Source organism: Streptomyces sp. NPDC001832 (assembly GCF_040297265.1).
Lineage (GTDB): Bacteria > Actinomycetota > Actinomycetes > Streptomycetales > Streptomycetaceae > Streptomyces.
Genome location: NZ_JBEOYU010000001.1, coordinates 146,558 through 166,290 on the forward strand (window position 1 = coordinate 146,558; position 19,733 = coordinate 166,290).

The window sequence follows — 19,733 nt, forward strand, 5'->3', positions numbered from 1 at the left end:
CCGGACGGCCTCCGGGCCGGCCGCCAGGGTCAGGCGTCGATGCTGGAACCCTTGTCCGCGGCCTCGTCCGCTCCCATGGCCTTGTTCGCTTCCACGGCCTTGTTCGCTTCCGCGGCCGCCTCGGCCTGCTCCTGCTTCTTGCTGGCGATGAGGCTGGTTATCGTGGTGATCACCAGCACGCCGCAGATGACGCCGAGCGAGACCGGGATGGAGATCTCGGGGACGTGCGCTCCGGACTCGTGCAGTGCGTGCAGCACCAGCTTCACGCCGATGAAACCGAGGATGAGCGACAGGCCGTAGCTGAGGTGGACCAGCTTCGTCAGCAGACCGCCGATCAGGAAGTACAGCTGCCTCAGCCCCATCAGGGCGAAGGCGTTGGCAGTGAAGACGATGTACGGGTCCTGGGTCAGGCCGAAGATCGCCGGGATGGAGTCCAGCGCGAACAGCACGTCGGTGGTGCCGATGGCGAGCATGACGACCATCAGCGGCGTCAGGACGCGCTTGCCGTTCTTGCGGATGAAGAGCTTGGTGCCGTGGTACCGGTCGGCGACTCCGAAGCGGCGCTCGATCGTCTTGAGGAGTCGGTTCTCCTCGAACTCCTCTTCCTCGTCGGCCCGCGCCTCCTGGATGAGCTTCCACGCGGTGTAGATCAGGAACGCGCCGAAGATGTAGAAGACCCACGAGAAGTTGGCGATGACGGCGGCACCGGCAGCGATGAATATCGCTCGTAGCACCAGCGCGATCAGCACACCGACGAGCAGCACCCGTTGCTGGAGGTGGGACGGGACCGAGAACTTCGCCATGATCAGGACGAAGACGAAGAGGTTGTCGACGCTGAGCGACTTCTCGGTGATGAAGCCGGCGAAGAACTCGCCGGCCGCCTGGCTCCCACCGAAGACCAGCAGGCCGATTCCGAAGAGTGCAGCCAGTGCGATCCAGATGATCGTCCAGATCCCGGCTTCCTTGGTCGTCACGTCATGGGGTTTGCGCCCGATGAAGAAGTCGACGGCAATAAGGGCTGACAGACCAAGAATGGTCAGCACCCAGAGGGTCCATGAAACGTCCACTGCGCCTCCGGCAGTTCGCTACGGCTACTGATCAGCGTCGTCGCTGCCGGAGGTCTCTTCCACCCGGGCGCACGGGCTGCGCACCACGGGCCGACGCCCCGGGACCGGTCACAGTCCGTACTGACGGGCACGCCGCGTATGGGAGTACTCCCCTCCGCCCAAAGAACAGTACAAGGAACACCAAGGAAAGGTAAAGAGAAGGGCAAAGGTTTTTCAAAATGGCGGGTCAGGGGTGTTGGTACGTAGTTGCTGCCACACCACGGCTCAGAAGCGCCGGGGATGGCGGGCCGCAGCCACCCTGGCAAGCACCTGCTCAAGCACCCGGCTGCCGGGGGGCATCCTCAGCGGCTCGTACGTCCAGGTGTGGCCCACCCAGGGGTCGGCCAGGTGGTCGTCGGCGACCGGCGTGATGCGGAGCAGCGAGCGCCACAGGGGGTCGAGCAACGGCCCGTACGCGCCGGTGTCCTCTCGGTCCGCGACCATCAGCAGATGGACGCCGACCGAAGGCCCCTCGTCGGCGAGGTAGCGCAGCTGGGTGACGGCTCGGTCGTCGAAGCCGTGTGGGAAGTCATTGACGATCAGAAGTTGCTCGCCCGTGTCGAGGTCCGGCGGAAGTGAATCGGCTGCGCCTGCCCGGATCGCCATCTGCACCAGGTCGACGCGCCGGGTGAGCTGTGCGAGGACCGAGGCCACTCCCGCGGCTCCGGCGGCCGGTGGCCCGGCGAGGGCCCCAGAATCGACCAGGGGAGCGAGCGCTCCGGCCGCCGAGCCCGCAGGGTCGATGACATGGACGGAGAACTCGCCGGCCGGGTAGACGGCCAGCAGCCGGGCCGCGTGCGCGACCACGTTCTCCACGGCCAGGCGGCGCAGTTGGGCGGTGTCCCTCAGCGCTGCGGCCTCGGAGGCCGTACGGCCGCTGTCGACCCAGATCCCGCGCTCCAGAGGGAGCCGGACCAGGAGCGGGATTCGCAGGTCGGGGCTCTCGGGCAGATGGAGGTCACCGATGCGCAGCGCCATGGGGATCTCCATCGGGACGCGGTAGGCGTGCCAGACGGGGTTGTCCCATCCCGCGTACGCGGCGGGGAGTGCGGGTTCCACGACGGCGGACTCGGCGGCGAGCTGGGCGAGGTCGCGATCGAGGACCTCGCGGGCCCGGGCGGTCAGCTCGTCGCGCTTGGTACGGGCCTGTTCGCGGGCCCGGTCGCCGGCGCCGCCGATCCGGTTGCGCGGGTCGGACAGGGTCCGGTCGAGCTCCTGGTCCATGCGGGACTCTGCGAAGTCGACGGCGCTGCGGTACGCGGCGGTGGTGCGGGCCAGGTCCTCGAACATGCCCCAGATCTGGTTGTAGAGGCGCTCCTCCATGGACCAGCCGGTCGCGTCTCCGGCGACGGGCCGGGCGGGGCCACCCGGCTCGGCGGGCGGTGTGGTGGGAGGGGGCGGCGGAGGCGCGGATGACTGGCGGCGTGGGTGCGCGTAGTTGATGGGGCCGCCCGTCGTGGCCGCGGACGGCGGGGTGGTGAGCTCGGGGGGCTGGGCGGCCGTCGGCGACGCGACGGGAGGCCGGCGGTCGTCCGAGGGCGGTACAGGGCCCGGGGCGTGCGGCGGGGGCGGTGCGACCGAGCGGGCCATCGCGCGGGCGACGGCGTCCTGGATCGAGTGGGCCAGCTCGGCCGCCTGCGTCAGGCCTTGGTCGGCGAGCATGGCGGCGAGGCCGCCCGCGTAGCCCTGACCGACGGCGCGGACCTTCCAGGCGCCCTGGCGACGGTAGAGCTCCAGGGCGGTGACCGCGGACTCGGCGTCCAGGCCGGTGAGGGTGAAGGTGGCTATCTCGCTGCCTTCGAGCCCGGTGACGGCGACGAACGGTGAGGCGACCGCGCCGAACCGGACCGGGCCGCCGACACCCATGGGCAAGGCCAGCAGAACGGTGACCCGGTGCACCGAGGCGGGCAGGGCGTCGAGGTCCACGGCGAGCCGGTGGTCGGCGGCGGCCTGTCCGGACACCTCGAGTCCGGGCAACCGGGGCGATCCCGGGTGGGCGACCCACTCGGTGCCGTGCACGGTGCCGTTCTCGTCGCCGAGCGTGGCACCGGCCACGACTGGCGTGCCGACCGATACGCGGATCTCCAGACGGGTCTGGGGCAAGGTGTGGTTCTGCCCCCGGACCAGCTCGGCCGTCATTGCCCTGTCCCCTCGATGAGTTGCCGCTGCGCGGTGCGTTGTCGTGCGGTGCGGCGCGATGTGGTGCAGCTCCCGGTGGCCGATGCCTCCGGGAGCTGCGCGTACCGATGTCGACCGGCTGGTCCGGCCGTGCCTACAGGTGCGGCAGGATCGCCGGCATCAGGTCCTGGAAGGTGCGGCCGTTGGCGGGATTGCCGAGGGCGGTCATCTGCCACCCGTTCCCCGAACGGTGCACCTTCGCCATGATCTGGGCGGTGTACTGCCCGCCGCCGTCCAGCGTGTAGCGGGCGAGCTCCTGCCCGTTGGTCTCGTCGACGATGCGACAGAAGGCGTTCTGCACCTCCTGGAACGTCTGGCCGGTGAAGGAATTCACCGTGAAGACGATCTGGTCGATGTGGACCGGCACCCGCTGCAGATCGACGAGGATCGCCTCGTCGTCGCCGCCGGAACCGGCGCCGCCCACCAGGTTGTCGCCGGTGTGCTTGACCGAGCCGTCGTCACTGACGAGGTGCCGGAAGAAGACCACGTCGACCGGCTGCTTGTCGGCGAACAGCACCGCCGAAGCGTCGAGGTCGATCTCCCTCGTTCGTGAACCGAACAGACCGCGGCGCGGCGCCGCCTGCCAGCCGAGCCCCATCCGTACTGCGGTCAGGGTCCCCCCGTCGCTCTTCTGCAGGCTGATGGCCTGACCCTTGGTCATATTGACCGTCACGCGCTGTCCCCTCTCCGCTTGCCCCGCAACCGTCCGTGCGCGGTTTTCACAGCACCCTACGCAGTCACGCCGAGAATGCAGCCGCTTGAGGTGTTTTTGTGTCGGTGCTGCAACACACCAGGTGCGACGGGGTCAAGCGAGACCCGCCTCCCGCATTTGGCGCAACTCCTTCTTCAGCTCACCGACCTCGTCGCGCAGCCGGGCCGCCACTTCGAACTGCAGGTCAGCAGCGGCTGCCCTCATCCGGTCGGTCATCTCCTCGATGATTCCGGCGAGTTCGGCGGCGGGCCGGTCGGTGACCACCGCGCCGTAGCCTCCGGCCTCCTTGGAGCCGGCTGCCTTGACGCCCAGCGTGGGCACGGGGGCCTTGGCACCCTTCGCCTGGCGGTAGCCGGTGCCGAGCAGCTGCTCGGTGTCGACCTCCTCGCGGGCGATCGTCGCGACGATGTCGTTGATCTTCTTGCGCAGCGGCTGCGGGTCGAGCCCGCGCTCGGTGTTGTAGGCGATCTGCTTCTCGCGGCGACGATTGGTCTCGTCGATGGCCTGCGCCATCGCCGGGGTGATCTTGTCCGCGTACATATGGACCTGCCCCGACACGTTACGGGCGGCGCGCCCGATGGTCTGGATCAGGGACGTCCCCGAGCGCAGGAAGCCCTGCTTGTCCGCGTCGAGGATGGCGACAAGCGACACCTCGGGCAGGTCGAGGCCCTCGCGCAGGAGGTTGATACCGACCAGTACGTCGTACTCACCGGAGCGCAGCTCGCGCAGCAACTCGATGCGGCGCAGGGTGTCGACGTCGCTGTGCAGATAGCGGACCTGAATACCGAGCTCCAGGAAGTAGTCGGTGAGGTCCTCGGCCATCTTCTTGGTGAGGGTGGTGACCAGGACCCGCTCGTCCTTCTCGGCGCGCGTGCGGATCTCGTGCACCAGGTCGTCGATCTGCCCCTCGGTGGGCTTGACGACGACCTCCGGGTCGACGAGGCCGGTGGGGCGGATGATCTGCTCCACGAAGCCGTCTCCCCTGGAGAGCTCGTACTTCCCGGGTGTGGCGGAGAGATAGACGGTCTGGTTGATCCGGCTCAGGAACTCCTCCCACTTCAGCGGGCGGTTGTCGAGCGCGGAGGGGAGCCGGAAGCCGTGGTCGACGAGGGTTCGCTTGCGGGAGGCGTCACCCTCGTACATGGCGCCGATCTGCGGCACAGTGACATGCGACTCGTCGAGGACGAGGAGAAAATCCTCGGGAAAGTAGTCGAGGAGAGTGTTGGGGGCGGTGCCGGGTGAGCGGCCGTCGAAGTGCATCGAGTAGTTCTCGACGCCGGAGCAGGTGCCGATCTGCCGGAGCATCTCGATGTCGTACGTGGTACGCATCCGCAGCCGCTGGGCCTCCAGCATCTTGCCCTGCTTCTCCAGCTCGGCGAGGCGCTGCTCCAGCTCCTGCTCGATGCCGTTGACCGCCTTCTCCATGCGCTCGGGGCCTGCGACGTAGTGGCTGGCGGGGAAGACGTGAAGGGACTGGTCCTCGCTGATGACCTCGCCGGTGAGCGGGTGGAGAGTGGAAAGCGCCTCGATCTCGTCGCCGAACATCTCGATTCGGACAGCGAGTTCCTCGTAGACCGGGAAGATCTCGATGGTGTCGCCGCGGACCCGGAAGGTGCCCCGGGTGAACGCGAGGTCGTTGCGGCTGTACTGGATCTCGACGAAGCGGCGCAGCAGCTGGTCGCGGTCGATCTCGTCGCCGACCTTGAGCTGGACCATCCGGTCCACGTACTCCTGGGGCGTACCGAGGCCATAGATGCAGGAGACGGAGGCGACCACGACGACATCTCGCCGGGTGAGCAGCGAATTCGTCGCGGAGTGGCGCAGCCGCTCGACCTCCTCGTTGATCGATGAATCCTTCTCGATGTAGGTGTCCGACTGCGGGACGTACGCCTCGGGCTGGTAATAGTCGTAGTACGAGACGAAGTACTCGACGGCGTTGTTGGGCAGCAGCTCGCGGAACTCGTTCGCCAGCTGGGCCGCGAGCGTTTTGTTCGGCGCCATCACGAGGGTGGGGCGCTGAAGTTTCTCGATCATCCAGGCGGTGGTCGCCGACTTGCCGGTGCCGGTCGCGCCGAGCAGGACGACATTCTTCTCATCCGCACGGATGCGCCGCTCCAGCTCAGCGATGGCCGCGGGCTGGTCGCCGCTGGGCTGGTAAGGACTGACGACCTCGAAAGGCGCCACCGAACGTTCGATCTTCGAAACGGGCCGCATGCAACCACCGTACGACCCATCACTGACAACCGGGCCGGGTCAGCCGCAGTGCCGGGGCGTGGTCACCATTCTTCCGGCGGTGCGGGATCCCGCGTCCGGGAGTGGAACGACGCCGGGTCGGCATGTGTTCCGAACCGCGGAACCTGCCGCTGGGCCGGGACTCCGGGGGGCCGTCCGGCCCCGTTCATGGCCCTGGGGTCGTCCCAGTCCGGGGTGCCCATCACCATCAGGGGGTCGAACATCACGACCACCGCTGCGAGGAGCAGGAAGCAGCCGGGGCCGATCAGCAGCGGTATGAGGGGGGCGGTCCGTCCGCCGGCCGAAGCCGTGTCGGCGAGGGCGCCGGGGTGCAGATGGACACTCAGCGCGGCCATGCCCGTGTAGTGCATGCCGCTCACCGCGACGCCCATCACGACGCCGGCGCCGAGACTGGGCAGGAAGCCGTCAATGGACACGGCCGCCCAGAATGCGGTCGTGGCAGCCACCACGGCTATGACGACGGAGAGGGCCACGGTGATCGTGTCGTACTCGAACTGCCCCTCAAAACGCATGCCGGCCATGCCCAGGTAGTGCATGGTGGCCACGCCCAGCCCGGTAATGGTGCCGCCTGTCACCATTGCCATCCGGGTGGCGCCCCGGTACCCGACGATGAAGATACCGATGGCGACCATGCCGATCGCGACGGCGAGGCTGGCGAAGGTGATCGGCTTGTCATAGCTGATGGTCACCCCTTCGACGGAGAAGCCGATCATCGCAATGAAGTGCATCGTCCAGATGCCGGAGCCTATGGATGTCGCACCGAGGGCCAGCCACCCGGCCTTGAAGGAACGCTCGGTGCGCAGCGAACGGGCCGTGCACCGCAGCCCGAGGGCCGCCCCGAGGCAAGCCATGAGGAAGGCCACGACGGGCGTCACCGCTCCGTAGCTGAAACCGTCGATCGTGCCCTGCATGCTCGTACGCCCTTCACGGAAGCCCGGATTCGGGGGTGACCCTAAGCCGCACGGCCCGGCAGACAAACAGAAGAGCTGCATTTTATCGACGTGGAAATCGGCCCGTGCCCCGGCCTCAACAGCGACGTTCACGAAATGGCCATCCTTCGCCTGCCCCCCGTTGCGGGGCAGCTGCCACTCTCGGTCCGTCCGCAGCTCTGACGCAAGGAGTACACGTGTACGCACGCACCGCAACCGCCGCCGTCGCTGCCGCCGCCCTCATGGGTGCCGGCTCGTTGCTGATGTCGACCGCCGATACGCAGACAACGGGCAGAGGCACGGCCACGGCTGGTCACGGGAGCACGGGCACAGGCACGGGCATACAGACCGTGAGTGCCCGGACCGCGGACGCGAAGCCGGGCGCCCCGGTCGTCTTCGCCCACCGGGGCGCTTCGGCCTATGCGCCGGAGAACACCCTGGCCGCCGTCGACAAGGCCGACGCCCTCGGCTTCGACTGGGTGGAGAACGATGTCCAGTTGACAAAGGACGGCGTGCTGGTGGTCATGCACGACACCGATCTGAAGCGGACCACCAACGTCGAGGAGGTCTTCCCGGACCGTGCGCCGTGGGCGGTCAAGGACTTCACGGCCGCCGAGATCGCCCAGTTGGACGCGGGCAGCTGGTTCGGTCCGCAGTTTGCCGGAACCCGGGTACCCACCCTCAAGCAGTACCTGGACCGGATCGAGCGCAACCACCAGAAGCTGCTGCTGGAGATCAAGAGCCCGGAGATCTACCCGGGCATCGAGAAGGAGACCCTGCGGGTGCTGAGCGAGGAGGGGTGGCTCGACCGCAACCACGTCAACAACAAGCTCGTCATCCAGAGCTTCGGCGCGGAAAGCGTGAAGAAGGTGCACCAGCGGCGTCCGGACATCACGACCGGCTTCCTCGGCACCCCCGCGGTGGCCGATCTGCCCTCGTACGCAGCGTTCACCGACCAGATCAACCCCTCGCACACGTCGATCTCAGCCGACTACGTGACGGCGGTGCACGCGCTGAAGGGCGCACACGGCAAGAAGCTCCGGGTCAACACCTGGACGGTCAACGACGCGGCGACCGCGGCGAAGATGGACGGCTTCGGCGTCGACGGGATCATCACCAACACCCCCGATGTGGTACGCGAGGCCACGGGCTGACAGCTCGCCGCCCGTCTCCCCAGCCAGGGTCGTCGCCGGGGACCTCGCCGAGCGCGCGGGGCAGCCGGGCGCGGCGCAGGCGGTCGGGGCGGCCATGGGGTCCAGTCCGCTGCCGGTGGTGGTGCGATCCGTGCCCGGTCCGTGCCTCGGACGGACCCTGGTTCCGTACCTGTGTACGGACTGGCACACTGCGCCAGTGACCAACAACCTCGATACACCTGACACCCCCGCCGGCCGGATAACGGCGGCCGAGCTGCCCCGATTGCAGCGCAGAACGTCAGCGGTGCTCGTAGTCAGCCAGATACTCGGCGGCCTCGGTGTGCCCATCGGTATCGCCCTGGCCCCCGTCCTGGCCACGGAGGTGAGCGGCTCCGAGGCGCTGTCCGGCCTGGCCCCGACCGCTTCGGTGGTGGGTACCGCGCTGCTGTCGCTGCCGCTGGCCGCGCTGATGACTTCACGCGGCCGGCGCCCCGGTCTCGTACTGGCATATCTGATCGGTGCGCTCGGCGCGGGGCTCGTGGTACTGGCCACCGTCGTGGAGAGCTTCCCGCTGCTGCTGCTCGGCATGGCCGGGTTCGGTGCCGGTTCCTCGGCCAATCTGCAGGCCCGGTTCGCCGCTGCGGATCTGGTCGAGCCCGACCGGCGCGGCCGGGCGATCTCCACCGTCATCTGGGCGACGACGATCGGTTCGGTTCTGGGACCGAACATCGCGGCCCCGGCGGGGCATGTCTTCCGCGGCACCGCGATATCGGAGCAGGCGGGCCCGTTCTTCTTCGCAGCCGGGATCTTCCTGTTGGCCGCCGTGGTGGTCGGCGTGCTGCTGCGGCCGGACCCGCTGCTCACCGCGCGGGCGCTGGCGCCGCAGGACAATGATTCCCCCTCAGGCCGTTCACTGCGTGCCGGCGTCGCAGCGGTCCGGGCGTCTCCGATGGCGCGGCTGGCGTTGGTGACGGTGGCCGTCTCGCACACCGTAATGGTCTCGATCATGGTGATGACCCCGGTCGATCTGGGCCATCACGGCGCAGGACTCCAGCTCATCGGCCTGGTCATCAGCGGCCACATCGCGGGTATGTACGCATTCTCCCCGGTGATGGGCTGGCTGTCGGACCGATTCGGTCGGCTCGCCGTGATCGGTCTTGCGGTCGGGCTGCTCTGCTGCGCCGCACTCCTGGCCGGCACAGCGGGCCCCAGCCATGGTCAGACGGCGGCAGGCCTGTTCCTGCTCGGACTCGGCTGGTCGGCCGGGCTGGTCGCCGGTTCGGCGCTGCTCACCGACTCCGTACCGCAGCCCGCCCGCGCCGCGGTGCAGGGTCTGTCGGACCTGACCATGAACACGGCGGCGGGCATCGGCGGAGCGATCGCCGGAGTGATCGTCGCCCGGGCGGGCTACGGCTGGCTGAACGTGGTCGGAGCATGTCTGTTGCTGCCGATGGCGGCACTGGCGCTGCGCCGGGCGCTCGCCCGGCCGACCGCACCCGTTGCGCCCGACTCACCCGGCGCAGCAGGCACATCTGCACCCAGCACCGACCTCTGAGGTTTCAGAGACTGATGTGGTAGGCCTTGCGCAACGTCTCGTGCACGGTCCACGTCGTTCGGTCGCCCTCGCGCAGTACGCAGGCGTCCCCCGGCCCGACCTCCAGCGTCGCCCCGCCCTCGACCACCACGGTCGCGCGCCCGCTGACGACCACGAACAGCTCGTTGGCCTCCGTGTCGGTGACCACGCCCGGCGTGATCTGCCAGATCCCGCGCATCTGCTTGCCGTCGGGCGACTCCCAGAGCACCTTGCCGGTCACCACGGGCTCGCCCGAGACGATCTGTGCGGGGTCGAGCGGTTCCGGTTCGAGTTCGGCGTCCGGAATGTGCACGGCAAATGAGGCAGGAGCTTGATCAAGTGTGGTCATGGCGAGTCACCCTAGCGACCGGTTCGGGGCGACTTGGCACCAGGACTGGGAGAACGTGCGGAGGGGACGGGTGATGCGGCCGGTGCCCCTTCCGCACGTTTGAGGGCGGGCTGTCGGCCGGCGAGCGCCACGTGCGCCATTGGCGCCGGACGGCGTGCCGCACCCCGCCTGGGCCGGGTGGGTGCGTCACGGACCGGGGCATCCCCCACGGTGGCGACCGCTTCCGCCTCTGAGCGGCAGCCGTGCGTCGGATTCAGTGACATGTCGCGGGCGAGCGTCGTTCGCTACTTCTTCGCGTCGCACTCCACCGCGTCGGCGTCATCGGAGAGCGCACTGCCCTCGGGCAGCAGATAGGTCACCCAAAGCACGACGGGCTCGGTTCCCAGGTTGCGTCCGATGTGGCGGTGATCGGCCCCGGACGGCTCGATGAAGGACGAGCCCGCAGGCGTCACCTCGACCGAGCAGTCGTCCAGAGTGCGCGTCAGCGTCCCGGACTCGACGACTGCGATCAGCTGCCCGCTATGGGTGTGCCAGCCGGTGGAGCCGCCCGGCTCGACGGTGATGGTCCGAAAGGTCACATCCGTGCGGCCGTTCGGGGTCTTCACCTTCAACTTTCCCTGCGATGTGCCCTTCGCGACCACCGTGCCGCTCACACCGCTGCCGGGTGTGGCGACGGCCGCCGACGGTACGAAGCCGAGCGCGGCCGCGCAGCCGCCTATGACAAGAGCCTTGGCGAGCCGTCCCTGCCGTGCCCGTCGCCCGCGGCTGCCCTGCTGTCTGCCGGCCTTCACCCACGACTCCTCTGCCTCAGCGTCCCGGAAGCGTCCTGGACATCCCGAACCGGACATCCCGAATGCCCCCACGCTACCCGCGAGTTGAGCCGCGGAACCCTTTCTGTCCGGCGGCCACTCGCCGCGAAGTTCGACAGCGAGTGGCCCGTCACCCGATACCTCGATACGTCCGTGTTTGACGGCCTCAGCAAGCGTCAGATCACCCTGTCCGAGCGCCAGGCAGGCCTCGACATCGAGTGCGATACGGGCATCGGCGTGGGCGGCCGGACCATCTCCGTACTGGAGGATGGCGACGAGGTGCTGATCCCGGCCCCCGACTTTCCGCTGTGGACGCGGTGGTGACCCTCGCGGGCGGCAAGGCCGTGCACTACAGCTGCGGCGGGGCCTCGGACTGGAACTGGCCGCGGCCCGACCACTTCCGGATCCTGACACTCCCGTACGCTGACGACCTCGACGCGGCGATCAGCCGCATCGGCCGCTTCCTGACCGGATACCGCCAGTGATCGGATACCCCTGGTGACCTGCCTCGCCTGCCGTTTTCCCGTCCTCACCCAGTTCGCCTCGTTCGAGCTCGTCGGCCCGATCGTGGAGGGCGGACTCGATCCGGCCACCGACCCGGCCTGGGCGGAGTCGGGCGCCGCATCACCGACCGAGTACGCGCGCTGGTCCGGTCATCTGTGCGGTATGACCTGTCTGCGCATGGCACTCGGCGCCGGGGCCCCGTCGCTGTTCGCGCTGCGCGACGGTGCGCTCAAGTACGGCGCGTACACGGAGGATGCGGAGGGGGTGATTCGGGGCCTGATCTACGCCCCCTTCGCAGAGTATGCAAGGGAGGCGCACGGCCTCGACGTCACGGTCCACCGTCATCTCTCGTCGCAGGAGATCCTCGGTCTGCTCGACGGCGGCCGGACGGTCATGGCCTCGGTACACTACGGCATCCGCCATCCGCAGCGGCCCGCTCCGGGGCGGGGCGGGCATTTGGTGCTGCTGACGTCCCGTACGGCCGACGGCACCGGCGTCCACTTCCACAACCCGTCCGGCACAACGGCCGGGACGCGCGCAGCGGAGCTTCCGCTGCCCGAATTCGAGCGCTTCTTCGCGGGGCGCGGGGTGTCACTGCCCGCGGGCGTGTGAGGGGACGTTCCGGGAAACGGGAGCGGGCCCGGGGGCATAGCCGGCCCCCGAGCCCTGAAGATGCCACCCATTCGGCACGCCGATACTTTTAAGGACCCATGTCAGGTTTATGTCGCCGCGTCCTGCCTTTAGACGACCGCAGATCGAAGCTCTGCGAGCCGGAGTCGAACCGGCATCTCGACGCCCATGGGCACGGGCCCGTTTGATTCGGCGATGGGTGGCGAATGCTGAGTCTGGAGCAAGAGTCTGAGATTGATCGCGGTCTGCCTCTGCCATTTGGGCTACCCCGGCTTGTTCATGTGCGGGCGGCACGGAATGCCGGGGGGAGGACTCGAACCTCCACTGGAACCGCGTCGTCACGACAAGCTTCAGTTTCAGCTTGCGCTCCTCGCGCACCCCAGCCGTGATGAACGGCCGGGGAATCCATGGTCGGTCACCCGAAGAGGTAACCGAATACCGCATCACCCACCCGCTGGTCGGTGACGTCCACGCCGTTGGCCTCCTCGCGGGCGAACTTCACGGCCTGCTGGAGTTTCTCCACCCGGTCCAGCAAATCGTTGACGCGCCGCGCGGGAAGGGCTCCGGAGAACTTCACAGTCGTCCAGTACCCGATCGGTATGTCCTCGTAGTACACCTCGACCTGCGCCGGGTGCTTGTCGGTGGCCTCCGCCTTCACATGGTTGCGGGGCACCTTCTTCGTACGAAGAGTCCGCACCGGCTCGGTCTTCCAGGAGTCCGTCGACGGGTCCTGGGTCCAGGCCTCGGAGGCGTCGAGCACCGGAAGCTTGCGAACAAAGGTGTTGATGTCCGTCAGTTGCTTCTCCAGGAAGAGCAGATACGACACCGGCACCTCGCTCACGAGTACCCGTCCGTCGACCTTCACATCCGCGCGGGCCGAACAGTTCGCCCAGTCCTTCGTGGCGGTCACATCGAAGAGCCGGGTCAGGGTCGTCGCGGTCTCCCGCAGCACGTCCTCGGCCTTGATCTGCACCAGGGTCGACTCGGGCGGCAACTGCTCGCCCTCCTCGTCCTTCGGCTGATACGTCCGGGAGATCCCGGCCAGCAGACCGGTCTTCTGAAGGCCGTGATGCGCCGCCGTCAGGTCCTGGTGAGCCTTGGACTTGACGCCCTTCTCCACTGCGATGATCTGATTGAGTTTCGCCACTCGCGCAAACTAGCAGCGCCAACTCGGCCGGGACAAAAACTTATTCGAGGTGCCAGCACCTCAGGTTCTCGCAATGCCCGGGCCTCGGGTCTCGCGGTTCAGGCGGGCTCTTCGTCGGCACCGAACCCGCCGACGGCGGACTTGATGTGATCGGCCGTTGGCATCCATCGGCGAGGAGGTCACACCGCGCTTTCGCTTCCCGACCGGACTGACCATCCAGGACGGCCGGGAATGCGCAGGACTCGCTGCTTCGCCGCGAACCGGTGCCGCCCGAATTCGCCCGGGATGTCGTTGATGCCGTACTGCCTCACTGACGGCGACGGGAGCGGGAGCGGTCGGGTCGGATACTGTGCCGCGGCCGGGTACGGGACCAGACACAGGCACGGAACGGGGAACGATCCACATGGGCACGCCAGTACGTCACTTCACGGCCACGACACCGGACGGTCAGGTATTCACGGTCAATATCGAGCGGGACTTCCGGTACGACCCGTACCGCGACTTCCTCGTGTGCACCCACTGCGACTGGTCGCCGTCACTGCTGACCATCAAGAAGATCACCGACATGGCCGGGGAGCATCTGGCATCGGTGCACGGTGCCGACCGGGGCCTGTCCCAGCAAGAGAACGAGGGGTTTCGCAAGGCACGGCTGATCATGCTGCCGATCGCCGCCGTGTTGCTGATCGTTCTCTTCGTCTATCTGCAGAATTCCTGAGGTCCGGACCGGGCCGGGCGAGTGCGGTGCGAGACCGGGTCCGGCGTGTGTTCAGCCTCCGCTGAGTTCCATGAGCACACCCACCGGGTCGGAGTCCGAGGTGGCGCGGGGCCACCAGTCGTTCTCGCCCGGCTCGGATTCGTAGCCGTACCAGCGGCCGTCATGGCCGAAGCGGAGCTGGAGCGTGCCGCTGGGGTGCGTGAGGTGGTTGCGCCAGGGGTGGAAGCGGGGGAATTCGGCGGCTGCGAGTGCGGGGCGGGCCCGGTCGAAGGGGCCGGCTGGAGGATCCCAGGGCGTTTCGAGGACGGCCAGCCCTTCGGCGCCGCCCTGGCGCCAGGCCGCAACGGCTCGGGCCAGGTCGGTGGGTGTGCGGCCGGTGGCGTACGCCAGCTCGCGGTAGAGGGCGCGAGTGGTTGCGGTGAGTCCGGCGGTGTGACGGGACGCGGCCAGTCGTACCGCGTCCTGCCAGGGGGTGAGGCCGGCGAGCGGGTCGAGGCCGGTGGTGAGGAGCGTGTGCGCACGGGCCGCCGCATGCGTGGCAAGGTGGTCGAGGGCGAGCGGGTCGCGGACGCCGGGCAGGCTCGGGTACGAGGGTGGCTGCCCGGGATGTGGCAGGACCGGGAGCGGGGCGGGGAGCGGCGGCAGGTAGCGGTCGGCGAGGGCTTCTCGAGCGGGTACGGAGGGGGTGGCGGGGGCCTTGGGGCGTTCCCTGGCGGAGCGTGCGGCGTTGCGACGGCCCAGCTCCTCGAGGAGTTCACGCTCGCCCCGGCCGCGCAGCAGCAGAAGGACGAACGGGTCGGCGTCCAGGAGCCGGGCCATCTGGTAGCAGAGGGCGGCCACATGCTTGCAGGGCCAGCCGTGGTCGGGACAGGAGCAGCCGGGGTCGAGGTCGCCCGCGGTGGGCAGCAGTCCGACACCGGCCTCGGCCGCGGTGTCGGCCAGCGAGTTCGGCATCTTTTTGGTGAGCAGCGCGGCAAGGTGACCGGGGCGGGCGGCGACCACGTCCAGGAACGTGTCCCAGTCGACGTCGGTGAGCGACCTCAGACGCAGCTCGGCGCGGTAGGGGCGGGGGCGGCTGCCGTGGACGTAGGCGACGACTCGTCCGGGCGTGACGGTGATCGCTGCGACCTTGCCGCTGTCGGCGTACGTACGGCCACGGGAGAGGCGTCCCTCGTCCATCGGCAGGGACTCCAGGGCGGCCACCCAGGCGCGCCCCCACCAGCTGTCCGCGAAGGGTTCGTCGCCGTCGGACGTGCGGGGCGGCACGGCCTCGAAGGTGCGCCGCAGATCGTCGGGGCCGGGACGCGAGCGTGCGACAGGGCGGGGCTCGGGGCGGGCGTAAGGACGGGGCTGGGGACGGGGGCTCATGAAGGCCTCCGGAGCGAGACGAGATCGGCCAGGTCACGATCGCTGAGCTCGGTCAGCGCGGCCTCGCCGGCGCCGAGGACCGCGTCGGCCAGGACCCGCTTGGTCCGCAGCAGCTCGGCGATCCGGTCCTCGACCGTGCCTTCCGCGATCAGCCGGTGCACTTGCACGGGTTGCGTCTGGCCGATGCGGTACGCCCGGTCTGTGGCCTGTTCCTCGACGGCCGGGTTCCACCACCGGTCGTAATGGATGACGTGGGCGGCCCTGGTGAGATTCAGCCCGGTACCCGCCGCCTTGAGGGAGAGCAGGAAGACCGGAACCTCGCCGGACTGGAAGCGGTCCACCATCCGCTCCCGCTCGGCCACCGGCGTACCGCCGTGAAGGAGTTGAGAGGGTATGGCGCGCGAGGCGAGGTGGGCGGAGAGGAGCCGGGCCATCGTCACGTACTGGGTGAAGATGAGGGCGGAGCCGTCCTCGGCGAGGATCGTGTCGAGGAGTTCGTCCAGCAGGGCGAGCTTTCCCGAACGGCCGACGAGGCGGGTCGGTTCCTCCTTCAGATACTGCGCGGGGTGGTTGCAGATCTGCTTGAGCGAGGCCAGCAGTTTCATGATCAGACCGCGGCGGGCGATGCCTTCCGAGGCTTCGATGAACGCCATCGTCTCGCGGACCGCTGCCTCGTAGAGCGTGGCCTGCTCGCGGGTGAGGAAGACGGGGTGGTCGGTCTCCGTCTTGGGCGGCAGCTCGGGGGCGATGCCCGGGTCGGACTTCTTCCGGCGCAGGAGAAAGGGCCGGACCAGCCGGGAAAGCCGTTCGACCGCTTCGTCGTTGGCGAGCCCGGCAGCCGTCCCGGTGTTCTCGACGATACGGGCGTGCCGGGCCCGGAACGCCTTGAGGGGGCCGAGCAGTCCGGGGGTGGTCCAGTCGAGCAGGGCCCACAGCTCGGAGAGGTTGTTCTCCACGGGGGTGCCGGTGAGGGCGACTCTGGCCGGAGCCGGGATGGTGCGCAGCGCCTTCGCCGTGGAGGAGTGCGGGTTCTTCACGTGCTGGGCCTCGTCTGCGACGATCAGTCCCCAGCTGTGGCCGGCGAGTTGCGCCGCGCTCGAACGCATCGTGCCGTATGTGGTGAGGACGAAGCCTCCGTCGGGTTCGGCGAGTGTGCGGTCGGTGCCGTGGAAGCGACGCACGGGGACCCCCGGAGCGAAGCGGTTGATCTCCCGGTGCCAGTTGCCCAGGAGGGAGGCGGGGCAGATCACGAGGGTGGGCGCGGAGTGGGCCCGGTGCAGATGCAGGGCGATGAGGGTGATCGTCTTGCCCAGGCCCATGTCGTCGGCGAGGCAACCGCCGAGGCCGAGTGAGGTCATCCGGTCCAGCCAGGCGAGGCCGCGCAGTTGGTAGTCGCGGAGCGTGGCGTCCAGGCCGGGCGGCGGGGCGATGGCGGTGTCCTCGGCGGTGATACGGGTACGGAGTGCGGCCAGCGCCCCGACCGGCACCGCTTCGACCTGCTCGCCGTCGACCTCGGCGCTGCCGGTCAGGGCAACGGCGAGGGCGTCGACCGGATCGAGCAGGCCCAACTCCCGCTTGCGTGCCTTGCGTACGAGCGCGGGGTCGACGACGACCCACTGGTCCCGCAGCCGCACCACGGGCCGGTGGGCCTCCGCCAGGACGTCCATCTCCGCCTCGGTGAGCTGCTCGTTGCCCAGCGACAACTGCCAGTTGAAGGCGAAGAGCTGCTCGGCGTCGAAGAACGAGGTGCCGTCGGTGGCCGAGCCGGGTGCGGGCCGCACGACGGCGGCGGCGGTGAGCGACCGGGCGAGTTCTCTGGGCCAGTGGACGCTGACCCCGGCCTCCGCCAGCCGGGTCCCGGCGTCGCTCAGCAGCTCGTACAACTCGTCTTCTTCGAGTGCGAGCACATCGGGCACCGGCTGGTCCAGCAGTCGCTCCAGCGGCGCCCAGATACGGGCGGCGCGGCGCAGCGCGAGCACGGCGTCGATCCTGGCGCGCGGACCGAACTGCTCTCCGGCTCCGCCGTTCCACAGTGCGGCGGCGTCGGCGACATAGGTCGGGTCGGCCAGGCTGTGCACCTGGGTGATGGCCGCGGCGGCGTGGCGCGCGGCACCGGGCCGGGCATCCGTGCCCACGTCCAGGACGCTGTTGCCGTCGACGGCGTCGTTGCCGTCGGGGCTGTCGTGCGTATCGGCCGTGTCGAAGAGCTCGTACGCCGACAGGTCCAGGCGCAGCGACACCCGTACACCCGCATCGAGCCCGGTCGCGACTTCGACGGCCCAGTCACGGGCGCCTGGCAGATGCTGAGCCTCACGGGCCGCGAAGGGTGCCCCCATCGCATACGCCGCGGCGGGTGTACGGGGCAGGGTGTCGGCCACCGCGTCGAGGAAGGCCCCGAGCAGCCACTCGGGATCGGGGAGCCGGAGCGGTGTGCGGTCCGGGAGCGGGACCGCGTGCCCCTCGACCGGCATGGCGGCGGCGATCGCGCGGAGATGGGCGATGTCCTCGGCGTCGCGCGGTCCGGCCCGCCAGGCGTCGTGGTCGTCGCCCGTCAGGCCAGGGAGCAGCCTGCCGCGCGCCGCCAGGTTGAGCGCGTGAAGTGCGGCGGCGCCCCAGCAGCGGGTGGCAGGGTGGGCGGACTGCTGGTGCCGGGCACCGGCCAACAACGGCACAGCATCGGCCACGGACAGCAGTAGGGCGGGCACCGTACGCCGCCGGACGCCGTCCCGCTGTCCGTGGCTGCGGACGACGGTGATCTCGGCGGCAGTCGCGCCGGGTGCGGAACTCTCAAGGTCTTCGGAGTGTCCGGAGAAAGTATCCGGCTCCGGGAGAGAGCCCCTATCGGGATCCCAGAAGGCGACGCGCCCGTTCCTCGGCAGCGATGCGGGCAGGAAGACAGCGGCACAGCGCGTGAGGCGGACAGCCGCCGCGTCCAGCTGGTGCTGCGCCGTGATCATCGGTCCCCTCCCGTCCCGCCGCGATCCTCTTGATCCGCTTGATCCTTATGACTCCTGCGAGTCTAGGCGGGGGGTCTGACAACCGGTCGTTCACCCGCATTCCAGCAGGTCAAATACAGTATGGACCGACCCGGCCGGTCCACGGAGCGGGGCCGGTCCGGCACGGACAGCCTCTCAGCTCAGTGCCTGGCGAGCGGCTTCGGACGAGGAGGCCGCTCAGGCGCGGCGGCTGCGGGAGCAGCGGGCGCGGGAGCAGCGGGAGCGGGAGCAGCGGGAGCGGGAGCAGCGGGCGCGGGCGCGGGCGCAGGAGCCCCGGACGGCGGCTGTGGCCGCGGCCGTGGACGTGGTCGTGGCTGAGACTGCGCGGGGCGCTGCGGCTGTGCGGGCTGCTGCGGCTGCGTCGCGGGCTGCTGTACGGGATGCTGCGCCCTCTCCAGGAAGCGGAGCAGCTCCACCGGGAACGGCAGCACAAGGGTGGAGTTCTTCTCGGCCGCGACCGCCACCACCGTCTGCAGCAGGCGCAGCTGGAGCGCGGCCGGCTGCGAGGACATCTCCTTCGCCGCCTCTGCCAGCTTCTTCGACGCCTGGAGCTCGGCGTCCGCGTTGATGACCCGGGCCCGCCGCTCACGGTCGGCCTCGGCCTGGCGGGCCATGGAGCGCTTCATCGTCTCCGGTAGGGACACGTCCTTTATCTCCACCCGGTCGATCTGCACACCCCATCCGACCGCCGGACTGTCGATCATCAGCTCAAGACCCTGATTCAGTTTCTCGCGGTTGGAGAGCAGATCGTCCAGATCGCTCTTACCGATGATCGACCGCAGTGAGGTCTGCGCCATCTGCGACACCGCGAAGCGATAGTCCTCCACCTGGATCAGGGCACTCGCCGCATCGACCACCTTGAAGTAGATGACCGCGTCCACCCGCACCGTCACGTTGTCCCGTGTGATGCCGTCCTGTGCGGGAACCGGCATCGTCACGATCTGCATATTGACCTTGCGCAGCCGCTCGACACCGGGGATCACCATGGTGAATCCGGGCCCTCGCACGTCGTCACGGAGCCTGCCGAGCCTCAGCACGACGCCCCGCTCGTACTGCTTGACGATCTTGGCCGCAGCCGCCGCGTACAGCCCACCCACCGAGGCAGCCGCAACTATTGCGATCACGAGCTCCTGGACCATGACGGCCCCCTGAAAGCCGGAAACATCTGAACCACTGAAGCAGTCCCTATTACCACGGTATGCCCAATATCAACCGATATGAACACGGGTCGGGTCCCGCCCGGCGCGGCTGTCGCCCGGCCAGCCGCGCACCGGATGCCGAGTCGCCCAGGAGCAGGCAGGGTGACCAGCGTCAGCACGTCATCCGTGGCC

General features: G+C 69.0%; 15 protein-coding genes and 2 pseudogenes. 5 read left to right on the forward strand and 12 right to left on the reverse strand.

The features are described 5' to 3' along the window. Positions 1 to 29 precede the first annotated feature (29 nt). The 5 genes from ABT115_RS00715 to ABT115_RS00735 all read right to left on the reverse strand — a co-directional run bounded on the left by ABT115_RS00715 (position 30) and on the right by ABT115_RS00735 (position 7,160). Complete coding sequence (locus ABT115_RS00715) at positions 30 to 1,067, reverse strand: TerC family protein (RefSeq protein ID WP_351782262.1); 1,038 nt, start codon at positions 1,065 to 1,067, stop codon at positions 30 to 32. Positions 1,068 to 1,331: 264 nt separating this feature from the next. Further along, positions 1,332 to 3,245: a TerD family protein gene (locus ABT115_RS00720; protein ID WP_351782265.1), complete on the reverse strand. Its 1,914-nt coding sequence runs from the start codon at positions 3,243 to 3,245 to the stop codon at positions 1,332 to 1,334. A 133-nt stretch (positions 3,246 to 3,378) separates the two neighbouring features. Then, positions 3,379 to 3,957 (reverse strand): TerD family protein, encoded by a 579-nt coding sequence (locus ABT115_RS00725; protein WP_073747806.1) that lies wholly within the window; start codon positions 3,955 to 3,957, stop codon positions 3,379 to 3,381. A 132-nt stretch (positions 3,958 to 4,089) separates the two neighbouring features. Beyond that, positions 4,090 to 6,210, reverse strand: coding sequence for an excinuclease ABC subunit UvrB (gene uvrB / locus ABT115_RS00730; RefSeq protein WP_351782268.1), 2,121 nt, complete (start codon positions 6,208 to 6,210; stop codon positions 4,090 to 4,092). Positions 6,211 to 6,272: 62 nt separating this feature from the next. Further along, a complete protein-coding gene (locus ABT115_RS00735; protein ID WP_351782271.1) occupies positions 6,273 to 7,160 on the reverse strand; it encodes an MHYT domain-containing protein in 888 nt (295 codons plus the stop codon). 215 nt (positions 7,161 to 7,375) lie between these two features. On the opposite strand from ABT115_RS00735, the gene ABT115_RS00740 reads away from it, so the two are divergent. Both ABT115_RS00740 and ABT115_RS00745 read left to right on the forward strand, forming a co-directional pair. Beyond that, positions 7,376 to 8,332 carry a glycerophosphodiester phosphodiesterase gene (locus tag ABT115_RS00740; protein ID WP_351782274.1) on the forward strand — a complete coding sequence of 319 codons (957 nt, stop codon included), beginning with the start codon at positions 7,376 to 7,378 and terminating at the stop codon, positions 8,330 to 8,332. Positions 8,333 to 8,528: 196 nt separating this feature from the next. Further along, on the forward strand, positions 8,529 to 9,866 hold the full coding sequence (locus tag ABT115_RS00745; protein WP_351782277.1) for an MFS transporter: 1,338 nt from the start codon (positions 8,529 to 8,531) through the stop codon (positions 9,864 to 9,866). Between the two features lie 4 nt (positions 9,867 to 9,870). Here ABT115_RS00745 and ABT115_RS00750 read toward each other — a convergent pair whose 3' ends face one another. Together ABT115_RS00750 and ABT115_RS00755 are read right to left on the reverse strand one after the other, a co-directional pair. Then, positions 9,871 to 10,233, reverse strand: coding sequence for a cupin domain-containing protein (locus ABT115_RS00750; protein WP_351782280.1), 363 nt, complete (start codon positions 10,231 to 10,233; stop codon positions 9,871 to 9,873). A 284-nt stretch (positions 10,234 to 10,517) separates the two neighbouring features. Next, a complete protein-coding gene (locus tag ABT115_RS00755) occupies positions 10,518 to 11,024 on the reverse strand; it encodes a cupin domain-containing protein (RefSeq protein ID WP_351783017.1) in 507 nt (168 codons plus the stop codon). A gap of 273 nt (positions 11,025 to 11,297) precedes the next feature. On the opposite strand from ABT115_RS00755, the pseudogene ABT115_RS00765 reads away from it, so the two are divergent. Next, a pseudogene (locus tag ABT115_RS00765) lies at positions 11,298 to 11,422 on the forward strand (aminotransferase); the annotation flags it as partial. Positions 11,423 to 11,540: 118 nt separating this feature from the next. After that, complete coding sequence (locus tag ABT115_RS00770) at positions 11,541 to 12,158, forward strand: cysteine peptidase family C39 domain-containing protein (protein ID WP_351782283.1); 618 nt, start codon at positions 11,541 to 11,543, stop codon at positions 12,156 to 12,158. Positions 12,159 to 12,474: 316 nt separating this feature from the next. On the opposite strand, the pseudogene ABT115_RS00775 reads toward ABT115_RS00770, so the two are convergent. Together ABT115_RS00775 and ABT115_RS00780 are read right to left on the reverse strand one after the other, a co-directional pair. Continuing rightward, positions 12,475 to 12,560 (reverse strand): annotated as a pseudogene (locus tag ABT115_RS00775). Between the two features lie 31 nt (positions 12,561 to 12,591). After that, positions 12,592 to 13,323 carry a DUF7873 family protein gene (locus tag ABT115_RS00780; protein WP_351782286.1) on the reverse strand — a complete coding sequence of 244 codons (732 nt, stop codon included), beginning with the start codon at positions 13,321 to 13,323 and terminating at the stop codon, positions 12,592 to 12,594. Positions 13,324 to 13,726: 403 nt separating this feature from the next. Here ABT115_RS00780 and ABT115_RS00785 point away from each other — a divergent pair, with 403 nt between their 5' ends. Then, a complete protein-coding gene (locus ABT115_RS00785; protein WP_351782289.1) occupies positions 13,727 to 14,038 on the forward strand; it encodes a hypothetical protein in 312 nt (103 codons plus the stop codon). A gap of 51 nt (positions 14,039 to 14,089) precedes the next feature. Here the strand turns inward: ABT115_RS00785 and ABT115_RS00790 are convergent, their stop codons facing one another. The 3 genes from ABT115_RS00790 to ABT115_RS00800 all read right to left on the reverse strand — a co-directional run bounded on the left by ABT115_RS00790 (position 14,090) and on the right by ABT115_RS00800 (position 19,541). Continuing rightward, positions 14,090 to 15,406 carry an SWIM zinc finger family protein gene (locus tag ABT115_RS00790; RefSeq protein ID WP_351782292.1) on the reverse strand — a complete coding sequence of 439 codons (1,317 nt, stop codon included), beginning with the start codon at positions 15,404 to 15,406 and terminating at the stop codon, positions 14,090 to 14,092. Further along, positions 15,403 to 18,363, reverse strand: coding sequence for an SCO1167/SCO6262 family helicase (locus ABT115_RS00795; RefSeq protein ID WP_351782295.1), 2,961 nt, complete (start codon positions 18,361 to 18,363; stop codon positions 15,403 to 15,405). The genes ABT115_RS00790 and ABT115_RS00795 overlap by 4 nt, the downstream gene beginning before the upstream one ends. Positions 18,364 to 18,542: 179 nt before the next feature. Next, on the reverse strand, positions 18,543 to 19,541 hold the full coding sequence (locus ABT115_RS00800) for a slipin family protein (RefSeq protein WP_351782298.1): 999 nt from the start codon (positions 19,539 to 19,541) through the stop codon (positions 18,543 to 18,545). Positions 19,542 to 19,733 lie beyond the last annotated feature (192 nt).

Coding starts and splice junctions, on each gene's coding strand:
- ABT115_RS00720 (WP_351782265.1), bottom strand. CDS start 3,245: ATGACGGCCGAGCTGGTCCGGGGGCAGAACCACACCTTGCCCCAGACC.
- uvrB (WP_351782268.1), bottom strand. CDS start 6,210: ATGCGGCCCGTTTCGAAGATCGAACGTTCGGTGGCGCCTTTCGAGGTC.
- ABT115_RS00735 (WP_351782271.1), bottom strand. CDS start 7,160: ATGCAGGGCACGATCGACGGTTTCAGCTACGGAGCGGTGACGCCCGTC.
- ABT115_RS00750 (WP_351782280.1), bottom strand. CDS start 10,233: ATGACCACACTTGATCAAGCTCCTGCCTCATTTGCCGTGCACATTCCG.
- ABT115_RS00785 (WP_351782289.1), top strand. CDS start 13,727: ATGGGCACGCCAGTACGTCACTTCACGGCCACGACACCGGACGGTCAG.
- ABT115_RS00790 (WP_351782292.1), bottom strand. CDS start 15,406: ATGAGCCCCCGTCCCCAGCCCCGTCCTTACGCCCGCCCCGAGCCCCGC.
- ABT115_RS00795 (WP_351782295.1), bottom strand. CDS start 18,363: ATGATCACGGCGCAGCACCAGCTGGACGCGGCGGCTGTCCGCCTCACG.
- ABT115_RS00800 (WP_351782298.1), bottom strand. CDS start 19,541: ATGGTCCAGGAGCTCGTGATCGCAATAGTTGCGGCTGCCTCGGTGGGT.